The sequence below is a fragment of the Vibrio sp. Isolate34 genome, assembly GCF_022397915.1.
Lineage (GTDB): Bacteria > Pseudomonadota > Gammaproteobacteria > Enterobacterales > Vibrionaceae > Vibrio.
The window spans coordinates 129,817-146,437 of record NZ_JAKEUO010000002.1; the positions used below are offsets into that span (position 1 = coordinate 129,817).

A 16,621-nucleotide genomic window follows, 5' to 3' on the forward strand; every position below is an offset into this window, starting at 1 on the left:
GAGCCGCAAACGATTTGCTGCATAGCAGTGTGATCCGCTGCAAATATTTGCAGCAATATTCATTGATTTGTGCTCTAATACCGCGCTTACCAAGGGATGGTGTTAAAAGATGCTCACTTAGATGGAGTTATCAAAGTTGACCGATCCCTTAATGATCTCCCTTAGGAAAAAATAGAACATGTCTAAGAACAAAAAATTTGATATCCGCCTTACAGAAAAACGCAACGGTTGGTGTGCAGAGATTACTCGTCAAGTAACGTCTCGCAGCACAACAGTATCTAAGCGTGAATCTGGTTTCGAAACTGAAGCTCTTGCACAAGAGTGGGCAGAGAAAGAGCTAGCATCTTTCATCGCAAACCAAGCTGAACGTAACGAGCGTAAATCAGAGCAGCGTAAAGAGCGTGACGAACTGCGTCACACTAAAGAGCTTAAAGCTGAGCAAGCACGTGAAGCACGCGCTAAAGCTCGTGCAGAAGAGCAAGAAGACGCTGAGTAATTCGGTGCACGATTAACTTATAGGTTCCTTAATTTTAAGATAAGGGACTTATAATCATATCAATCCTAGTAAATAACTGGTCATCCTAGCTTGTTAAAACGCTCGATAACATCGTTATAAATTTTGATTGTAGAATCACTACTTATCGAAAATTTCTGCCTTGCTCTCAAGCCTTTTCTCTGCGCTATTTATGATCACTTAGTTACTTTGATTGGTATAAAGCCCCAATATAGTCACCTATATTGGGGCTTTTTCGTTTGTGGAGTTCGTTCCTATTTTACCTAAGACCGACGGTTTTAGCTTTAGCTTGTCGCTTTTGACGTCGATCTCCTAAGCTTTAATCAGTTATTCAGAGCCGTTAGCGAATCGTCTTCTGCGACTTCTTCAATGTAGCTCTCTACCGATTGTCCCACTTCTTCATCGTCTTGTTTGAAGTAAGCGATGTGGAACACAGCATCACCTTCGTTTACCAAAGGCAGAGTCTGCTGACCAATCACGATACCGCCTTTGGTCGTGATCACTTGGCCTTCTTGGTGACCTAGCGGAGAACTGATGTAAGCCAGAGTTTGTCCTGCTTCAACTTGTTCGCCCAGTCTTACCATATTACGCAAGATGCCGTCTGATTCCGCACGGATCCAGCTGGTTGATTTACTCAATACTGGCTCTGGCAACTTCTTACGGTTCGGGCGCAACATGCCGATTTCTTTCATTACTTGGTGAACGCCTAGATAGCCTGCACGAATCGCTAAAGGATCAAAACGCAGCGCTTCACCACCTTCGTAAGTTAATACAGGAATACCAAGTTTTTCTGCTTCGCTACGCAGTGAACCGTCACGCAGTGGAGAGTCAATAATCACTGGTGTTGCGAATGCTTTCGCGATGCGCATTGTTTCTGGGTTCGATAGGTTTGCACGAATCTGTGGCAGATTGGTACGGTGAATCGCGCCCGTGTGAAGATCCAAGATGTAATCACAGTGCTTCGCCACGTTTTCGAAGAAAGTGTAAGCGATACGTGATGTTAGCGATCCTTTCTCACTACCTGGGAAGCAACGGTTTAGGTCGCGACGGTCTGGTAGGTAACGAGACTTATGGATGAAGCCGAACACGTTAACGATAGGCACGACAATTAAAGTACCTTTCAGTTTCTTTGGATCGATAGCGTTCGTCAGTTGTCGAGCAATCTCAACACCGTTTAGCTCATCGCCGTGGATCGCTGCGTTTACCATCAGTGTTGGGCCCGCTTGGCGACCGTGAATGATTTCAATCGGGATCGAAAGTGGAGAGTGCGTGTAAAGCTGAGCTGCTTGCAGTTCAATCTCCATTCGTTGTCCTGGCTGAACAGTATAACCAAGTAATTCGAATGGTTGATTAGGTTTTAGTCTTGCCATTTAGGTTGTTCTCAACATGGTGATAATTCGTTAACACGGAATGTATCAATCGTTGATTTTTAGTACGAATCAATCACTTTACGGTCACGACAAAAGTTTTTTATGAAGGAGCTTCAGAATTGGTTTCCGTTTTTGATTTGGTCAATTAGAGGGTGTTTCTAATTGTGAATTTCCTGACAATACATTGATTTAGCTCTGATATTTGTTGTCTGCTTGCTTGGTATTATCCATCGCCATTTTTTGGCGGCCAAATTCAAATATCGAGATAAAAATGAAAAAAACAATTTCAAAAGTCGTTGCACTGACGGTGGTTTCTGTCGCTTTATCTGGCTGTGTTGGTAGTAACGCAGTAACGGGTTACCTAATGAAGTTCAACGTTAAGGCTGTTGATAACCGTTACGCACGTGGTGGCTTGAACATGCTACTTGCACCTGCTTACGGCCTAACGGTTGCTGCTGATTACCTGGTATTCAACTCACTAGAGTTCTGGACTGGTAGCAACCCACTGACGGGTGCGCCGCATATCTTTGACACAAAGACTGACACTTACCTAGACATTAACCATCAGTTGGATCCGTCTCTAACGGAAGCGCCTGTAGGCCCAATCACTAATGTAAATATGATCGAAAAAGGTCAGATGCAGCAGATTGATGAAAACACTATCCAAATGGACATCACTTACCAATCTGGTGAGCGAGCGACACTAGTCGGTGTTCGTGATGGCGAGATGGTGACGTACTTCATCGATGGCGAAGTGGTTGCACAAACTTCAATTGATGAGCTAGAAAGCTACGCGGCTTCACGCGCTTAATTGCTCCTTTAGTCACAAAGATTAGATACAAAAACAGGTACTCATTGAATACCTGTTTATTTTGTCTCGAATAAAAGGAGCTTACTGAAAAGCACCTTTTACTGAGCAAATATAGCTTATCGAATTAAGCTTTTTCTGGGATTGCTTCTAGCAGCGCAACCATTTGGTTCCAGAATAGCTCAACCGTATCAATCTTCACTTTCTCATCTGGAGAGTGAGGGAACTTGATAGTCGGGCCGAAAGAAACCATGTCCATGTTCGGGTAAGGTTCTTTGAATAGACCACACTCAAGACCAGCATGGATAACCATGATGTTTGGCTTGTGACCGTAGATACCTTCGTACATGTCGCGGAAGATGTGCATGATTTCTGAATCTGCGTCTGGCTTCCAACCTGGGTAAGCGCCAGAGAATTCGATGCTCGCACCAGCAAGCTCTGCTACAGATTGAAGCATGCTTTCAACTTGGCTACGGCCAGAGTCGATCAGAGAGCGGATTAGGCAAAGTACAGTGATTGAGTTCTCTTCTGTCGTGATAACACCCACGTTTAGAGATGTCTCAACAACACCTTCAATCTCATCACTCATACGAATCACGCCGTTTGGCGCCGCGTTAAGTGCTGCGATGAAGCGAGCTTGGTCTGCAGCTGCAAGTGCGCCCATTTCAACTGAAGCTTCTTCGTTGAAAGTCACGATGCTGTCTTCTACTTTACCTAGCTCTGTTGAAAGTAGCTCTGTGTAGTAGTTGTATAGCGAAGCCAGTTTTTCTTGGTTTGCCGCTGGAACAGCAACAGTAACGAAACCTTCACGAGGAATCGCGTTACGTAGGCTACCACCTTTGAATTCTACGATGCGTAGGTCTAGCTCTTTTGCGTGACCAGCCAGGAAGCGTGCAAGCAGTTTGTTCGCATTCGCACGGCCAGTGTGGATGTCACAACCTGAGTGACCGCCTTTAAGACCTTTAAGCGTTAGTTTACGAGTCACGAAATCTACTGGGATTGCAGTACGAGCAATGTCAAATGTCATTGCGCCGTCGATACCGCCAGCACAACCCATGTACACTTCGCCTTCTTGCTCAGAATCGGTGTTAAGAAGGATGTCACCTTCTAACCAACCTGCTTGAAGACCAAAAGCACCTGTCATGCCTGCTTCTTCGTCTACTGTTAGTAGAACTTCGATAGGGCCGTGTTTGATTTCGTTTGAAGCAAGAACTGCCAAACAAGAAGCCATGCCCATGCCGTTATCAGCGCCAAGCGTTGTGCCTTTTGCTGTAACCCACTCACCATCGATGTATGGTTGGATTGGATCTTTAGCGAAGTCATGAACGGTGTCTTCGTTCTTTTGTGGAACCATATCGATGTGAGCTTGTAGCACCACACCTTTTTTGTTTTCCATACCCGGCGTTGCTGGCTTCTTGATGAATACGTTTCCCGTTGGGTCACGACGTACATCTAGGCCTTGCTCTGTTGCCCAAGCAATAATGTATTGAGCAAGCTCTTCTTCATGCTTTGAAGGGTGTGGGATTGAGCAAATCTTATCGAAGAACTGCCAAATAGGGGCAGGGGATAATTTACTGATCTCAGAATGGAATTCAGACACGGATGACTCCTTTTTTATTTGATAACCATATATTTAGGGTTTTTATAGGTAAAAACTTAGAACAAAAATCTAAAATATGGGTCTGTTTTGATGGCAACAGCATACCACTAGAGTGTTTTGGCGAGTAGCGCTTCTAAACCTGAAATGCCTCAAATTTTGAACGCCATCTTGTTCATTTGATCTTGAATAAGTGTATTGATGCTTATAAATGGTGCAAGCAAACGTTTGTTTAAGTCTGTTTTGTAATTTAATTACGAAACTAAGTTTGCAAAATAACCATAATTGGAAAAAGTGTGACCTGTAGCAAAAAATACTTGTAATTTTTTTTCTTTGAGGTATATTAATAACCAACTTCTGAAGTGAAGAGTAAATGCTCAAAGGATGAGTCCGTTTTATCGCCTCCAAGGAACCGAGAAATCAAATTCGTTTTTTATTGATTTATTAAGGTGATAGTTATGAAAGGTTTACCATCTGCAATGTTCTGGCTTAACAGCTCTGTTTACACTAGCAACTTTGCATACCCTACAAGCTTCGGTTACTAATACCGTAAGCATGTAACTCGAACAGTTTTGTTCACCCCTATATATTGGAATTCTTTTACAGCCCTTTTGGTTGACAGATTCTACCGCCACTCAGTTTTGAGTGGCGTTTTTTTTGCCTGCTACTTTTCCAAACCGCTTAATCTTGTCACTTTCCCTGCTGTTCTGCGTGGTTGTTTTTTAAACGCCAAAATATCAATTTGCGCCTTATTACTGATCCTGTTGAAAAATACACAACTCTTGTGGGTTTGAATTCAGAATTTAATGGCTAGATTATCTATCAAAATAACCGATGGTCGAAAAAGTAACCAAGATTTTTTATTGGGCTGAATGGCTTTAATTGACTGTTTATTATGGTCATTTCTTGAGGATTACTTCGTTTTTAATCGCTTTGTTTCATACGGCATTCTGATAAATATCGATTAGAGCCTTAATTCTATCTGGAATTTGTTATTTGATAACTTTATAATCCACAGCCAATCGATTACGCAACCGTTTACTTTTTACCCTTATAGGATTCGATAATGTTCGAAAAGCTATTCAAACTCAGTGAAAACGGCACCAATGTGCGCACTGAAATCATCGCAGGTCTAACAACCTTCCTAACAATGGCTTACATCATTTTTGTAAACCCAATGATCCTAGCTGATGCTGGTATGGACCACGGCGCTGTATTTGTAGCAACCTGTTTAGCGGCTGCTATTGGCTGTTTCATCATGGGCTTTGTTGCTAACTACCCAATCGCTCAAGCACCAGGTATGGGTTTGAATGCCTTCTTTACCTACGCGGTTGTGATGGGCATGGGTTACACGTGGCAAGTTGCTCTAGCGGCAGTGTTTGTTTCGGGTGTGATCTTCATTTTCTTAAGTATCTTTAAGATCCGTGAATGGATTATCAACTCGATTCCTATGTCTCTGCGTGTTGGTATCTCTGCGGGTATCGGTCTTTTCCTAGCGTTTATTGCACTGAGCAATGCTGGCATCGTTGTTTCTAACCCAGCAACTAAAGTCTCTCTGGGCGATATTACTGCGATTGCTCCTATCCTAGGTTCACTAGGCTTCTTCCTTACGATTGCTCTTGTTCACCGTGGTGTGAAAGGCGCAGTAATGATTGCGATTCTAGCAATCACGGCTCTTGGTATTATTATTGGTGACGTTCAATACGGCGGCATCATGTCTACACCACCAAGCCTAGCTCCTACGTTCATGCAGCTTGATTTCTCTGCTGTATTTGAAATCGGTATGATTTCAGTGGTATTCGCATTCTTGTTTGTCGATTTGTTCGATACAGCGGGTACGCTAGTGGGTGTTGCAACGAAAGCAAACCTAATCAAAGAAGACGGTAAACTACCTCGTCTAAACAAAGCACTGCTTGCTGACTCTACAGCAACGTCTATTGGTGCATTGCTAGGTACATCAAACACGACTTCTTATGTTGAGAGTGTTGCGGGTGTCGCTGAAGGTGGTCGTACAGGTTTAACAGCCGTTGTTGTTGGTATCTTATTCCTACTGGCTCTTTTCTTCTCGCCACTTGCAGGTATGATTCCGGCTTACGCAACATCAGGCGCGCTTTTCTATGTAGCAATTCTGATGATGTCTGGCCTAGTTGGCATTGACTGGCGTGATCTTACGGAAGCTGCACCAGTCGTGGTAACATGTCTGCTAATGCCGCTGACGTACTCTATCGCTGAGGGTATCTCACTAGGTTTCATCGCTTACGCTGCAATTAAGCTGCTAAGTGGTAAAGGTCGCGACGTTTCACCTGCTGTGTGGGTCATGTCGGCTATCTTTATTCTTAAATACATTTTCGCTTAATCGTCTAGATTTCTGCTTAATCGCTGAAGGGGCTATGCACGACATAGCCTCTAATAACATGAAAAATTATTAGGTTTTATACTATGAGCAACAAATTCGTTATCACTTGGGACAACATGCAGACTTACTGCCGTCAACTAGCTGAAAAGCAAATGCCAGCAGAGCAGTGGAAAGGCATCTGGGCGGTAAGCCGTGGTGGTTTGGTTCCTGGTGCAATCTTGGCTCGTGAGCTAGGTATTCGTCACGTAGATACGATTTGTATTTCTAGCTACGACCACGATCACCAACGTGATATGACAGTAGTTAAAGCACCTGAAGGTGACGGCGAAGGCTTCCTAATCGTTGAAGACCTAGTGGACAGTGGTGACACTGCACGTAAGCTTCGCGAAATGTACCCGAAAGCGAAACTAATCGCAGTATGTGCAAAGCCATCTGGCGCACATCTACTAGACGAGTACATCGTAGATATCGCTCAAGACACATGGATTGAGCAACCTTGGGATACTAGCCTAAGCTACGTTGAGCCAGTAAATCGCAAGTCAAAATAAGCGTAAACTTAGTTTTTTGAGAAATGACCCTTTATAGGGTCATTTTTTTTTATATGATTAGTGACAACCATTTCTTATTAAGTATCCCAATGTCTGAATCAGAAGAAACGAGCTCGAACCTTTCGGAAACCTTGTTTGTAAAGCACAAGCAGGCCAAAGAGACCTCAATGTTGACGCAATACATGCCAAGCTCTGAAGCGTTATTGGATGAGAAGCGTGAACAGCAAAACTTATCTTGGTATCGAAACCTAAGACGTCTTCAGTGGGTATGGCAAGGCGTGAATCCTATTGAGCAAGAGGCGGTACTGGCTCGAATCGCGTCTTCAAACAACTCACGCACAACCGATGAGTGGTTGGATACCGTGATGGGCTACCGCAGCGGCAACTGGGCATACGAGTGGACAAAACTAGGTATGCAACATCAGAACCGTTCTAATGAAAAGAGCGGTGAAGAGATGGCGGAAGAGCTGTTCTCGGCGTCTTTGTGTTTCAGCATTGCGGGCTACCCACATCTGAAGAACGATAACCTGGCGGCTCAGGCTCAGGTATTGGCAAACGCGGCCTATTCGGAGGCGATTAAGCACACCAAGCTGATCGTTAAGCAGATTGAAGTGCCTTACCAAAATAAGAAGATCAAAGCGAATTTGCACCTAGCGAAAACAGATAAGCCTCAACCGGTTGTTATCGTGAGTGCGGGTTTGGATAGCTTACAAACAGACATGTGGCGTTTGTTTAGGGATTACTTAGCACCTAAGAACATCGCGATGCTAACGGTAGACATGCCATCGATAGGCCACAGTTCTCATTGGCCGTTAACCGAAGATTCTTCGTGCTTACACCAAGCGGTATTGAACGAACTGCCAAACATTCCTTGGGTTGATCATCACAAGGTGGGCTTATTCGGCTTCCGCTTTGGCGGTAATGCCATGGTGAGATTGTCGTTCGTTGAGCAACAGAAGATCAAAGCGTGTATCTCTCTTGGTGCGCCTATCCACGATATCTTTGTTCATGCCGATAAACTTAAGCAGATGCCAAAGATGCACTTAGATGTGCTGGCTTCTCGCCTGGGTAAAGGTGCGGTGGATATCAATAGCCTTTCTGGGCAGTTGATGGCCTGGTCACTTAAGGTACAAGGGCTGCTGTCGAACAGCAAAACCCGTGTTCCTATCTTAGCATTAGCCTTAGAAGGGGACCCAGTATCACCACCAATGGATAATCAACTGGTTGCTATTTACAGTGATTACGGTAAAGCGAAGAAAATCAAAGCTAAATCAATTACACAAGGTTATGAGCAATCCCTCGAATTGGCGATAAAGTGGCTTGAGGATGAATTATTTAGATGACATTTCTCCGAAATTAGTTAAGCATGAAAAGTGTACAGATTAAGTACCTGATACTCAGGAATAATTTATAAAATCCAACTGCGTACTTTCTACGTATTGCAGTCTGAGTAACGTCATTCTTAACATTGAAAACGGAGATTCAATATGTCAGAAGTGACACAAGAACCAACGCATTATCGCTTGTTAAACGTTTTAAAGGCCATTGGTCCTTATTTGAGGGAGCCGCAATCAGAAGAAGGCCATTATCTTTTTGATTGCTTGTCTGTGTGTGTGAACGATAAAAAATCACCAGAAAAACGTGAGTTCTGGGGCTGGTGGTTGGAATTGGATAAGTCGGAAGAGGGATATTCGGCGAAGTACAACATCGGTAAATACAACATTGAAGGCAACTGGGATTCTTTACCACTGCCTAAAAAGGCGGTCGCTGAGGTGTCTCGAACTCAAGAAGCCTTCCACCAAAAACTGGTTGATGAACTTCAAAGTAAGTTTGAAATCAGTATCCAATTAGACGAAGAGTCTGTCGAATTCGTCTGATTTTAAAGGTTACTCTTCTCTATAAAGCAAAAAGGTGCGATTTCGCACCTTTTCTACTTGTGAATTCCCCTGTTGATTGCTAAAACATCACCTCTTATTTGTTTTATCCATAAAAGACTTCATGACAACAAATCATCAAAGCGGGACAACAACACAGCGTAAAACTGTCGTTGTTAAACTGGGTACCAGTGTCTTAACTGGTGGAACATTGGCATTAGATCGTGCTCACATGGTTGAGCTGGTTCGTCAATGTGCTGAATTAAAAAAACAAGGCCACTCTGTGGTTATGGTTTCGTCTGGCGCAATTGCAGCAGGACGTGAGCACCTTGGTTACCCCGCGCTTCCCAACTCAATGGCGAGCAAACAGTTGCTTGCGGCAGTTGGGCAAAGCCAGTTGATTCAAGTTTGGGAGTCTTTGTTTGCTATCTATGGCCTTAAAATTGGCCAGATGCTACTGACTCGTGCGGATCTTGATGATCGCGAGCGTTTTCTGAATGCACGTGACACGATCAATGCACTCGTTGAACACGACATTATTCCTGTCGTAAATGAAAACGATGCAGTAGCGACCAACGAAATTAAAGTGGGCGATAACGATAACTTGTCGGCACTGGTTGGTATTTTATGCGGTGCGGATAAGCTTTTGCTGCTAACCGACCAAAAAGGCCTGTTTACGGCTGACCCGCGTAAAGACCCAAATGCTGAGCTCATCAAAGAAGTAAAAACAATTGATGACACACTGCGTAAGATCGCAGGTGGCAGCGGTACTACGTTGGGCACTGGCGGCATGGCAACAAAACTGCAGGCGGCGGATATTGCTCGTCGTGCCGGTATTGAAGTTATTATTGCAGCAGGCAGTGCTGAAAACGTGGTGTTCGACTCTTTGAGCGACAACCCACAAGGCACACGTTTCCTACCGTTAGCTGAAGCGCTTGAAAACCGTAAGCGTTGGATTTTAGCGGGCCCTGCTTCTGCAGGTGACATCGTGGTAGACGATGGCGCTGTAAACGCCGTTAACACCAAAGGCAGCAGCTTGTTGGCGAAAGGGGTTATTCGAGTTCAAGGCGAGTTTTCTCGTGGTGAAGTCACCCAAGTCACAGACAGTAGAGGTAAGGTAGTAGCGCGTGGTATCGCAAGCTACTCAAGCCAAGACCTAGCAAAAATAGCAGGCAAGCACAGTAAAGATATTGGCGACATTCTTGGATACGATTATGGGTCAGAAGTCATTCACCGTGACGACCTAGTTGTGATTCAAGAGTAGCTCGTGATGAGAAGGCGAATCGCCTTTTTGCATCCAAAGACAGACAGAATTTAGGGAGAGTTAAACGTGGATTTAACTAACATGGGTATCGCAGCAAAAGAGGCTGCTTTCCACCTAGCGACCGCATCTACGGCGCAAAAGAATAAAGCATTGGCGATCATCGCTGATGAGCTAGAAGCAAACGCAGCAACGATTTTAGAAGCGAACGCGAAAGACATCGAATTAGGCCGTGAATCGGGTTTAACTGACGCACTGCTTGATCGTCTACTTCTTAACGAAGAGCGCTTAACAGGCATTGCTAACGATGTTCGTAACGTGATTAGCTTGAATGACCCAGTTGGCAGCGAGATTGACAGCAAGGTACTGGAAAACGGTATGTCACTGTCTCGTCGTCGTGTACCACTTGGTGTGGTTGGTGTTATCTATGAAGCGCGTCCGAACGTAACCATCGATATTGCGGCACTGTGTTTGAAAACTGGTAACGCAAGCATCCTACGTGGCGGTAAAGAGACGTTCTTCTCGAACATGGAACTGGTTAAAGTCATCCAGTCGGCACTAGAGAAAGCGGAACTTCCTGCGGCTTCTGTTCAGTACATCGAGAAACCGGATCGCGAACTTGTCTCTCAACTGCTTAAACTGGACGACTACGTGGATATGATCATTCCTCGTGGTGGCGCTGGTCTGCACAAGATGTGTAAAGAGAACAGCACCATTCCAGTGATTATTGGTGGTTTTGGTATCAGCCATATTTTTGTTGATGAAAGCGCTGACCTTGAGAAGTCTGTTGATGTTGTTGAAAACTCAAAAGTTCAACGCCCATCTGCGTGTAACTCGCTAGATACATTATTAGTGCACGAAGCGGTTGCTGAAGCCTTTTTAGCTAAGCTAACACAGCGCTTAGCGGGCAAGGTTACCTTGGTTGCTGACACTAGCGCAAAATCACTGATAGCGGGTTTTGAAGACCAACGTGATGCAGTTGAAGGCGACTTTGACACTGAATGGCTAAGCTATACGCTAGGCGTGAAAGTGGTTGCTAACGTTGCAGAAGCGATTGACCACATGCGCGTACACAACGCGAGTCACTCCGACGCAATCATGACTAACAGCCTAGAAAGCTCTGAGCGCTTTATTAACTCGGTAGGTTCTGCTGCGGTTTACGTGAATGCATCCACTCGTTTTACTGATGGCGCACAGTTTGGTTTAGGCGCAGAAGTGGCAGTCTCTACTCAGAAACTGCATGCTCGCGGCCCAATGGGCTTAGAAGAACTGACAAGCTACAAATGGGTGGGTAAAGCGAACTATTTAGTTCGAGGTTAACGTTCTCGTTAATTTTCCTCCTCAGCTCATTTAGAAATTGCTATCGCGTAGCAATAATCAATGAATCACCACACAAAAGGGCCTTAATTGGCCCTTTTTCTTTCCTAACGTTTGGCAATTCCGTTACACTGATATTCAATTATTTGGAGGTGATATGCATTGTCCTTTTTGTTCAGAGAACGACACTAAAGTAATCGATTCAAGACTGGTAGCCGATGGCCATCAGGTTCGTCGTCGCCGTCAATGCCTTGCATGTAGCGAGCGTTTTACTACGTTCGAATCGGCAGAACTTGTGATGCCTAAAGTAATTAAGTCGAATGGAAACCGCGAACCATTTAATGAAGATAAAATGGTCGGTGGTGTTCAGCGCGCCCTAGAGAAACGCCCAGTGAGTGCTGATGCAATTGAACTTGCGATCAGTACGATTAAGTCACAACTCCGTGCAACTGGTGAGCGTGAAGTACCAAGCGAGATGATCGGTAATCTTGTGATGGGCCAATTGAAAGAATTGGATAAAGTGGCGTACATCCGTTTTGCCTCTGTTTACCGCAGCTTTGAAGACATCCGAGAGTTTGGCGAAGAAATCGCTAAATTAGAGGACTAACCCCTCAATCATGTCTAATTTTACTCCCCTAGATTTTCAAATGATGTCGCGTGCTATTCAATTAGCGAAACGCGGCATTTACACCACTGCGCCAAATCCAAATGTGGGCTGTGTCATCGTACAAACCGATGGTCAGATCGTTGGTGAAGGTTTTCATGCTAAAGCGGGCGAACCTCACGCTGAAGTACATGCCATGCGAATGGCGGGTGATAAGGCAAAAGGTGCGACGGCTTATGTCACACTGGAACCTTGTTCTCATTACGGGCGTACACCACCGTGTGCCGAAGGCTTGATTAAGGCTCAAGTGGCTAAAGTTATTTGCGCGATGCAGGATCCAAACCCGAAAGTCGCTGGCCGTGGCATCAAAATGTTGCGTGATGCAGGTATTGAGGTCGAAATCGGCTTACTGGAACAAGATGCTTTAGACTTGAACCCTGCATTTATTAAACGCATGCAAACAGGCATGCCTTTTGTTCAGCTTAAGATGGCAGCCAGTCTCGATGGGCAAACGGCACTAGCAAATGGTCAGAGCCAATGGATCACATCGCCAGCAGCGCGTCGTGATGTTCAAAATTATCGAGCAAAGGTGGGCGCAGTATTATCAACCAGCCAAACAGTGATTGAAGACAACGCATCGCTGAATGTTCGTTGGGCTGAATTACCAAGCAGCGCTCAAGCTCATTACGCTGAAGACGAGCTACGTCAACCGATTCGCGTAATTCTTGATCGCCAAAATCAACTGCGCCCTGAGCTCAAGTTATACCAGACGCCAACATCGGTGTTGAGAGTCGCTGAAGCCGCTGCCGATATTACAGTCGGAACAACGGATGCAGGTCAACTGGACTTACACGATTTGATGCGTCAGTTACCTGCGAATCATATTGACCATATTTGGGTCGAAGCGGGCGCCACGTTGGCAAAAAGCTTGATTGAAGCGCAGCTGGTGGATGAGCTAATCCTCTATTTAGCTCCTAAACTTATGGGCAGTGACGGAAGAGGTTTGATGGGCGCATTAGGGCTCACCTCAATGTCTGATGTGATTGACCTAGAAATTAAAGATGTTCGACAGGTTGGTGTGGATATTCGAATCGTAGCGAAACCCGTATTTCGAAACCGATAGTAACGAAACGATAGTGGGAATAAATCCGCTCACTACATACATGTCGTTGACAACAAAAAGAGTTTTAAAATGTTTACAGGAATTGTAGAAGCCGTAGGTACATTGAGTGCAATCACTCCCCGCGGAGAAGACATCACCGTAACGGTTAACGTGGGTAAGCTTGATATGGCTGACGTTCAGTTAGGCGATAGCATCGCAACCAACGGTGTGTGTTTGACGGTCGTCGAATTTAACGACCACAGCTACAGTGCAGACCTTTCGCTTGAAACCCTGAAAAAAACGGGTTTTGTCGATTACCAAGCCGGCGACAAGGTGAACCTAGAGAAAGCGATGCTACCGACGACTCGTTTCGGTGGTCACATCGTATCGGGTCACGTCGATGGCGTGGGCGAGATTGTTGAGCGCAACCAAGTTGGCCGTGCGATTGAGTTCTGGGTAGAAATGCCGGCTGAAATCTCAAAGTACGTCGCTCAAAAAGGTTCGGTGACGGTGGATGGTATTAGTCTTACCGTGAACGATTTACGTAAGAATGCATTCAAGCTAACGATCGTTCCTCACACCTCGTCAGAAACTACCATCGACCAATTCAATGTCGGTCGCAAAGTGAATCTAGAAGTCGATGTGTTAGCACGCTACATGGAGCGTCTACTTCAAGGCCAACAGCAAGAGTCTGAGCCTGAATCTCGATTGACGATGGAATTCTTACAGCAGAATGGTTTTGCCTAATCGTTGAGACAAAGTGCGTTAAGCATCACTTTGTAAAGCGAAGCAATATCATCAGGTTTAAATAGTGTCGGTTCTAGGAAGCAGAACCATTTCAAAGGATATAGAACAATGCCAATTAGTACTCCTCAAGAAATTATTGAAGACATTCGCCTAGGAAAAATGGTTATCCTGATGGATGATGAAGATCGCGAAAATGAAGGCGATCTGATCATGGCAGCAGAACATGTTACGCCAGAAGCGATTAACTTCATGGCGATGTACGGCCGTGGTTTAATCTGTCTAACGCTGACCAAAGAGCGCTCAAGCCGCATGGGTCTTGCGCCTATGGTTCAAGACAACAACGCTCAGTACACCACGAACTTTACGGTTTCGATTGAAGCGGCAGAGGGTGTAACGACCGGTATTTCTGCATCAGATCGCGCAGTGACGGTTCAAGCTGCTGTCGCGAAAGATGCGAAAGCGGCTGACCTTGTACAACCAGGCCATATCTTCCCGCTAACAGCGCAAGACGGCGGTGTTCTGACTCGCGCTGGTCACACAGAGGCAGGTTGTGATTTAGCTCGTCTAGCAGGTTGCGAGCCAGCATCGGTTATCGTTGAGATCCTAAATGACGACGGCACTATGGCGCGTCGCCCTGATCTTGAAGTGTTCGCTGAAAAGCATGATATCAAGCTAGGTACCATCGCTGACCTGATTGAATACCGCAACAACACAGAAACAACGATCGAGCGTGTTGCACAATGTCACCTACCGACTGAATTTGGTGATTTTGAGTTGGTGACTTACCGCGACACGATTGATAACCAGATCCACTACGCGATGCAAAAAGGCGACCTGTCTGATGGCGCTCCTTTAGTGCGTGTTCATCTACATGATACGTTCACCGATCTGCTTCATTCTGATCGTGGTACTGAGCGTAGCTGGTCGCTAGATAAAGCGATGAAGCGTATTGGCGACGAAGGCGGTGTGTTGGTGATTCTTGGCAACGAAGAGTCGTCTGATTCTTTGATTCACAAAGTGAAGACGTTCGAAGCTCAAGATAAGAACGAACAACCAACTATGGCGAAGAAACAAGGTACTTCGCGTCGTGTTGGCGTAGGCTCTCAAATCCTACAAGACTTAGGCGTTCATGACATGCGTCTATTGTCTTCAAGCACTAAGCGTTACCACGCACTAGGTGGTTTCGGTCTGAACGTGGTTGAATACGTTTGTGAGTAACCACTCACAGATTAATTTGTAGCAACACAATCAATGATGACTCTGATTGCTCTTTTGGTGAAGTATTAGACCAAAAGAGCACAGTCGCTAAGCTCAATTTTTCGTGCGTTAAATGCAGATGCTTGTCGACTTGTTGTTCCTATACGGTTGGGAGCAGCACTGCGTTATCATCTTTACATCTCCGGTGTCTGTTCTGCTAAATTAGCATTAGATATTGCTCACAGTTTTGTGCTAGAATCCGGCGATTCTCACTTGATGAAAATAGTTAAAGGAAGGCTTATGAAAGTGATCGAGGGTGGCTTCCCAGCGCCAAATGCAAAAATTGCTATCGTTATTGCTCGTTTCAACAGTTTTATTAACGAAAGTTTACTTTCTGGTGCAATCGATACTTTAAAGCGTCACGGACAAGTAAGCGAAGACAACATCACTGTTGTTCGTTGCCCTGGTGCAGTTGAACTTCCACTTGTAGCGCAGCGCGTTGCAAAAACAGGTAAGTTCGATGCGATTGTATCTCTTGGTACAGTAATTCGTGGCGGTACGCCTCATTTTGACTATGTTTGTAGTGAATGTAATAAAGGTTTGGCACAAGTGTCTCTGGAATACTCTCTTCCAGTAGCATTCGGTGTGCTAACTGTTGATACGATCGATCAAGCTATTGAACGCGCAGGGACCAAGGCTGGTAATAAGGGTGCAGAAGCTGCACTTAGCGCACTTGAGATGATCAACGTTCTTTCTGAAATCGATTCCTAATGGGGGCCAGTGTGAAACCAGCCGCACGTCGTAACGCACGTCAATTTGCTCTACAAGCAATTTATTCTTGGCAAATTACTAAAGAAAATATTGCTACCGTTGAAGATCAGTTCTTATCTGGTGGTAAGTATGATGAAGAAGAGCATCATGCTGCAGAACCTGCACTTGCTATGCCAGAAACAGACGTTGCATACTTCCGCGACCTGCTAACGGGTGTTGCTCTTAGCCACATGGAACTTGATAGCAAGCTTCGTCCATTCGTATCTCGCCCTATGCAAGATCTGGATCTGATGGAACTAGCGCTTCTACGTTTAGCTATGTACGAGATGACTCGTCGCGAAGATGTACCATACAAAGTGGTTATCAACGAAGCTATCGAGCTTGCGAAAGTATTCGCAGCAGAAGACAGCCATAAGTTTGTTAACGGTGTGCTTGATAAAGCTGCACCGCACGTTCGTAAGAAATAAGACGTTCGTATATTGAATCTAAAGGTCAGCTATCATGCTGGCCTTTTTTGTAACTAAATTTCTGTAATATCAATGATTACGGTAATTT

General features: G+C 45.0%; 16 protein-coding genes. 14 read left to right on the top strand and 2 right to left on the bottom strand.

The genetic code is table 11. From position 1 onward, the window contains the following. Positions 1–178: 178 nt before the first annotated feature. On the top strand, positions 179–496 hold the full coding sequence (locus tag L1D22_RS03185; protein WP_017056240.1) for a DUF3622 domain-containing protein: 318 nt from the start codon (positions 179–181) through the stop codon (positions 494–496). A gap of 341 nt (positions 497–837) precedes the next feature. Here the strand turns inward: L1D22_RS03185 and L1D22_RS03190 are convergent, their stop codons facing one another. Continuing rightward, positions 838–1,884, bottom strand: coding sequence for a succinylglutamate desuccinylase/aspartoacylase family protein (locus L1D22_RS03190; protein ID WP_239828689.1), 1,047 nt, complete (start codon positions 1,882–1,884; stop codon positions 838–840). A 271-nt stretch (positions 1,885–2,155) separates the two neighbouring features. Between L1D22_RS03190 and L1D22_RS03195 the strand changes: the two genes are divergently transcribed. Continuing rightward, the gene (locus tag L1D22_RS03195; RefSeq protein ID WP_239828690.1) at positions 2,156–2,695 is read left to right on the top strand and encodes a DUF3332 domain-containing protein; all 540 of its coding nucleotides are present in this window, start codon (positions 2,156–2,158) and stop codon (positions 2,693–2,695) included. A gap of 124 nt (positions 2,696–2,819) precedes the next feature. On the opposite strand, the gene L1D22_RS03200 is transcribed toward L1D22_RS03195, so the two are convergent. Further along, on the bottom strand, positions 2,820–4,292 hold the full coding sequence (locus L1D22_RS03200) for an aminoacyl-histidine dipeptidase (protein ID WP_239828691.1): 1,473 nt from the start codon (positions 4,290–4,292) through the stop codon (positions 2,820–2,822). A 1,063-nt stretch (positions 4,293–5,355) separates the two neighbouring features. Here L1D22_RS03200 and L1D22_RS03205 point away from each other — a divergent pair. From L1D22_RS03205 to nusB, 12 genes are all read left to right on the top strand, one after another. Then, positions 5,356–6,645 (top strand): NCS2 family permease, encoded by a 1,290-nt coding sequence (locus tag L1D22_RS03205; protein ID WP_017633422.1) that lies wholly within the window; start codon positions 5,356–5,358, stop codon positions 6,643–6,645. Positions 6,646–6,728: 83 nt separating this feature from the next. Beyond that, the gene (gene tet(34), locus L1D22_RS03210; RefSeq protein ID WP_004741499.1) at positions 6,729–7,193 is read left to right on the top strand and encodes an oxytetracycline resistance phosphoribosyltransferase domain-containing protein Tet(34); all 465 of its coding nucleotides are present in this window, start codon (positions 6,729–6,731) and stop codon (positions 7,191–7,193) included. Between the two features lie 89 nt (positions 7,194–7,282). Further along, positions 7,283–8,536 (top strand): esterase FrsA, encoded by a 1,254-nt coding sequence (frsA, locus tag L1D22_RS03215; protein ID WP_239828692.1) that lies wholly within the window; start codon positions 7,283–7,285, stop codon positions 8,534–8,536. A 144-nt stretch (positions 8,537–8,680) separates the two neighbouring features. Then, the gene (crl, locus tag L1D22_RS03220; protein ID WP_239828693.1) at positions 8,681–9,070 is read left to right on the top strand and encodes a sigma factor-binding protein Crl; all 390 of its coding nucleotides are present in this window, start codon (positions 8,681–8,683) and stop codon (positions 9,068–9,070) included. 76 nt (positions 9,071–9,146) lie between these two features. Further along, a complete protein-coding gene (proB, locus tag L1D22_RS03225) occupies positions 9,147–10,331 on the top strand; it encodes a glutamate 5-kinase (RefSeq protein WP_239828694.1) in 1,185 nt (394 codons plus the stop codon). Positions 10,332–10,397: 66 nt separating this feature from the next. After that, the gene (locus L1D22_RS03230; RefSeq protein WP_239828695.1) at positions 10,398–11,648 is read left to right on the top strand and encodes a glutamate-5-semialdehyde dehydrogenase; all 1,251 of its coding nucleotides are present in this window, start codon (positions 10,398–10,400) and stop codon (positions 11,646–11,648) included. A gap of 154 nt (positions 11,649–11,802) precedes the next feature. Then, a complete protein-coding gene (nrdR, locus tag L1D22_RS03235; protein WP_004734394.1) occupies positions 11,803–12,252 on the top strand; it encodes a transcriptional regulator NrdR in 450 nt (149 codons plus the stop codon). A gap of 40 nt (positions 12,253–12,292) precedes the next feature. Next, positions 12,293–13,372, top strand: a complete 1,080-nt coding sequence (gene ribD / locus L1D22_RS03240; RefSeq protein WP_239828696.1) for a bifunctional diaminohydroxyphosphoribosylaminopyrimidine deaminase/5-amino-6-(5-phosphoribosylamino)uracil reductase RibD — start codon at positions 12,293–12,295, stop codon at positions 13,370–13,372. A 69-nt stretch (positions 13,373–13,441) separates the two neighbouring features. Beyond that, positions 13,442–14,098 carry a riboflavin synthase gene (locus L1D22_RS03245; RefSeq protein WP_048612249.1) on the top strand — a complete coding sequence of 219 codons (657 nt, stop codon included), beginning with the start codon at positions 13,442–13,444 and terminating at the stop codon, positions 14,096–14,098. A gap of 108 nt (positions 14,099–14,206) precedes the next feature. Then, positions 14,207–15,316 (top strand): bifunctional 3,4-dihydroxy-2-butanone-4-phosphate synthase/GTP cyclohydrolase II, encoded by a 1,110-nt coding sequence (gene ribBA / locus L1D22_RS03250; RefSeq protein ID WP_145575196.1) that lies wholly within the window; start codon positions 14,207–14,209, stop codon positions 15,314–15,316. Between the two features lie 279 nt (positions 15,317–15,595). Continuing rightward, positions 15,596–16,066: a 6,7-dimethyl-8-ribityllumazine synthase gene (gene ribE / locus L1D22_RS03255; RefSeq protein WP_004741508.1), complete on the top strand. Its 471-nt coding sequence runs from the start codon at positions 15,596–15,598 to the stop codon at positions 16,064–16,066. Then, the gene (gene nusB / locus L1D22_RS03260; RefSeq protein WP_239828697.1) at positions 16,066–16,533 is read left to right on the top strand and encodes a transcription antitermination factor NusB; all 468 of its coding nucleotides are present in this window, start codon (positions 16,066–16,068) and stop codon (positions 16,531–16,533) included. Before ribE ends, nusB begins: the two co-directional genes overlap by 1 nt. Positions 16,534–16,621: the final 88 nt, after the last annotated feature.

What these genes read in the sequence shown, in the direction of transcription:
- ribBA (WP_145575196.1), top strand. Translation starts at nt 14,207, where the DNA reads ATGCCAATTAGTACTCCTCAAGAAATTATTGAAGACATTCGCCTAGGA.
- nrdR (WP_004734394.1), top strand. Translation starts at nt 11,803, where the DNA reads ATGCATTGTCCTTTTTGTTCAGAGAACGACACTAAAGTAATCGATTCA.
- nusB (WP_239828697.1), top strand. Translation starts at nt 16,066, where the DNA reads ATGGGGGCCAGTGTGAAACCAGCCGCACGTCGTAACGCACGTCAATTT.
- L1D22_RS03245 (WP_048612249.1), top strand. Translation starts at nt 13,442, where the DNA reads ATGTTTACAGGAATTGTAGAAGCCGTAGGTACATTGAGTGCAATCACT.
- frsA (WP_239828692.1), top strand. Translation starts at nt 7,283, where the DNA reads ATGTCTGAATCAGAAGAAACGAGCTCGAACCTTTCGGAAACCTTGTTT.
- L1D22_RS03205 (WP_017633422.1), top strand. Translation starts at nt 5,356, where the DNA reads ATGTTCGAAAAGCTATTCAAACTCAGTGAAAACGGCACCAATGTGCGC.
- ribD (WP_239828696.1), top strand. Translation starts at nt 12,293, where the DNA reads ATGATGTCGCGTGCTATTCAATTAGCGAAACGCGGCATTTACACCACT.
- crl (WP_239828693.1), top strand. Translation starts at nt 8,681, where the DNA reads ATGTCAGAAGTGACACAAGAACCAACGCATTATCGCTTGTTAAACGTT.
- L1D22_RS03190 (WP_239828689.1), bottom strand. Translation starts at nt 1,884, where the DNA reads ATGGCAAGACTAAAACCTAATCAACCATTCGAATTACTTGGTTATACT.
- L1D22_RS03195 (WP_239828690.1), top strand. Translation starts at nt 2,156, where the DNA reads ATGAAAAAAACAATTTCAAAAGTCGTTGCACTGACGGTGGTTTCTGTC.
- ribE (WP_004741508.1), top strand. Translation starts at nt 15,596, where the DNA reads ATGAAAGTGATCGAGGGTGGCTTCCCAGCGCCAAATGCAAAAATTGCT.
- L1D22_RS03185 (WP_017056240.1), top strand. Translation starts at nt 179, where the DNA reads ATGTCTAAGAACAAAAAATTTGATATCCGCCTTACAGAAAAACGCAAC.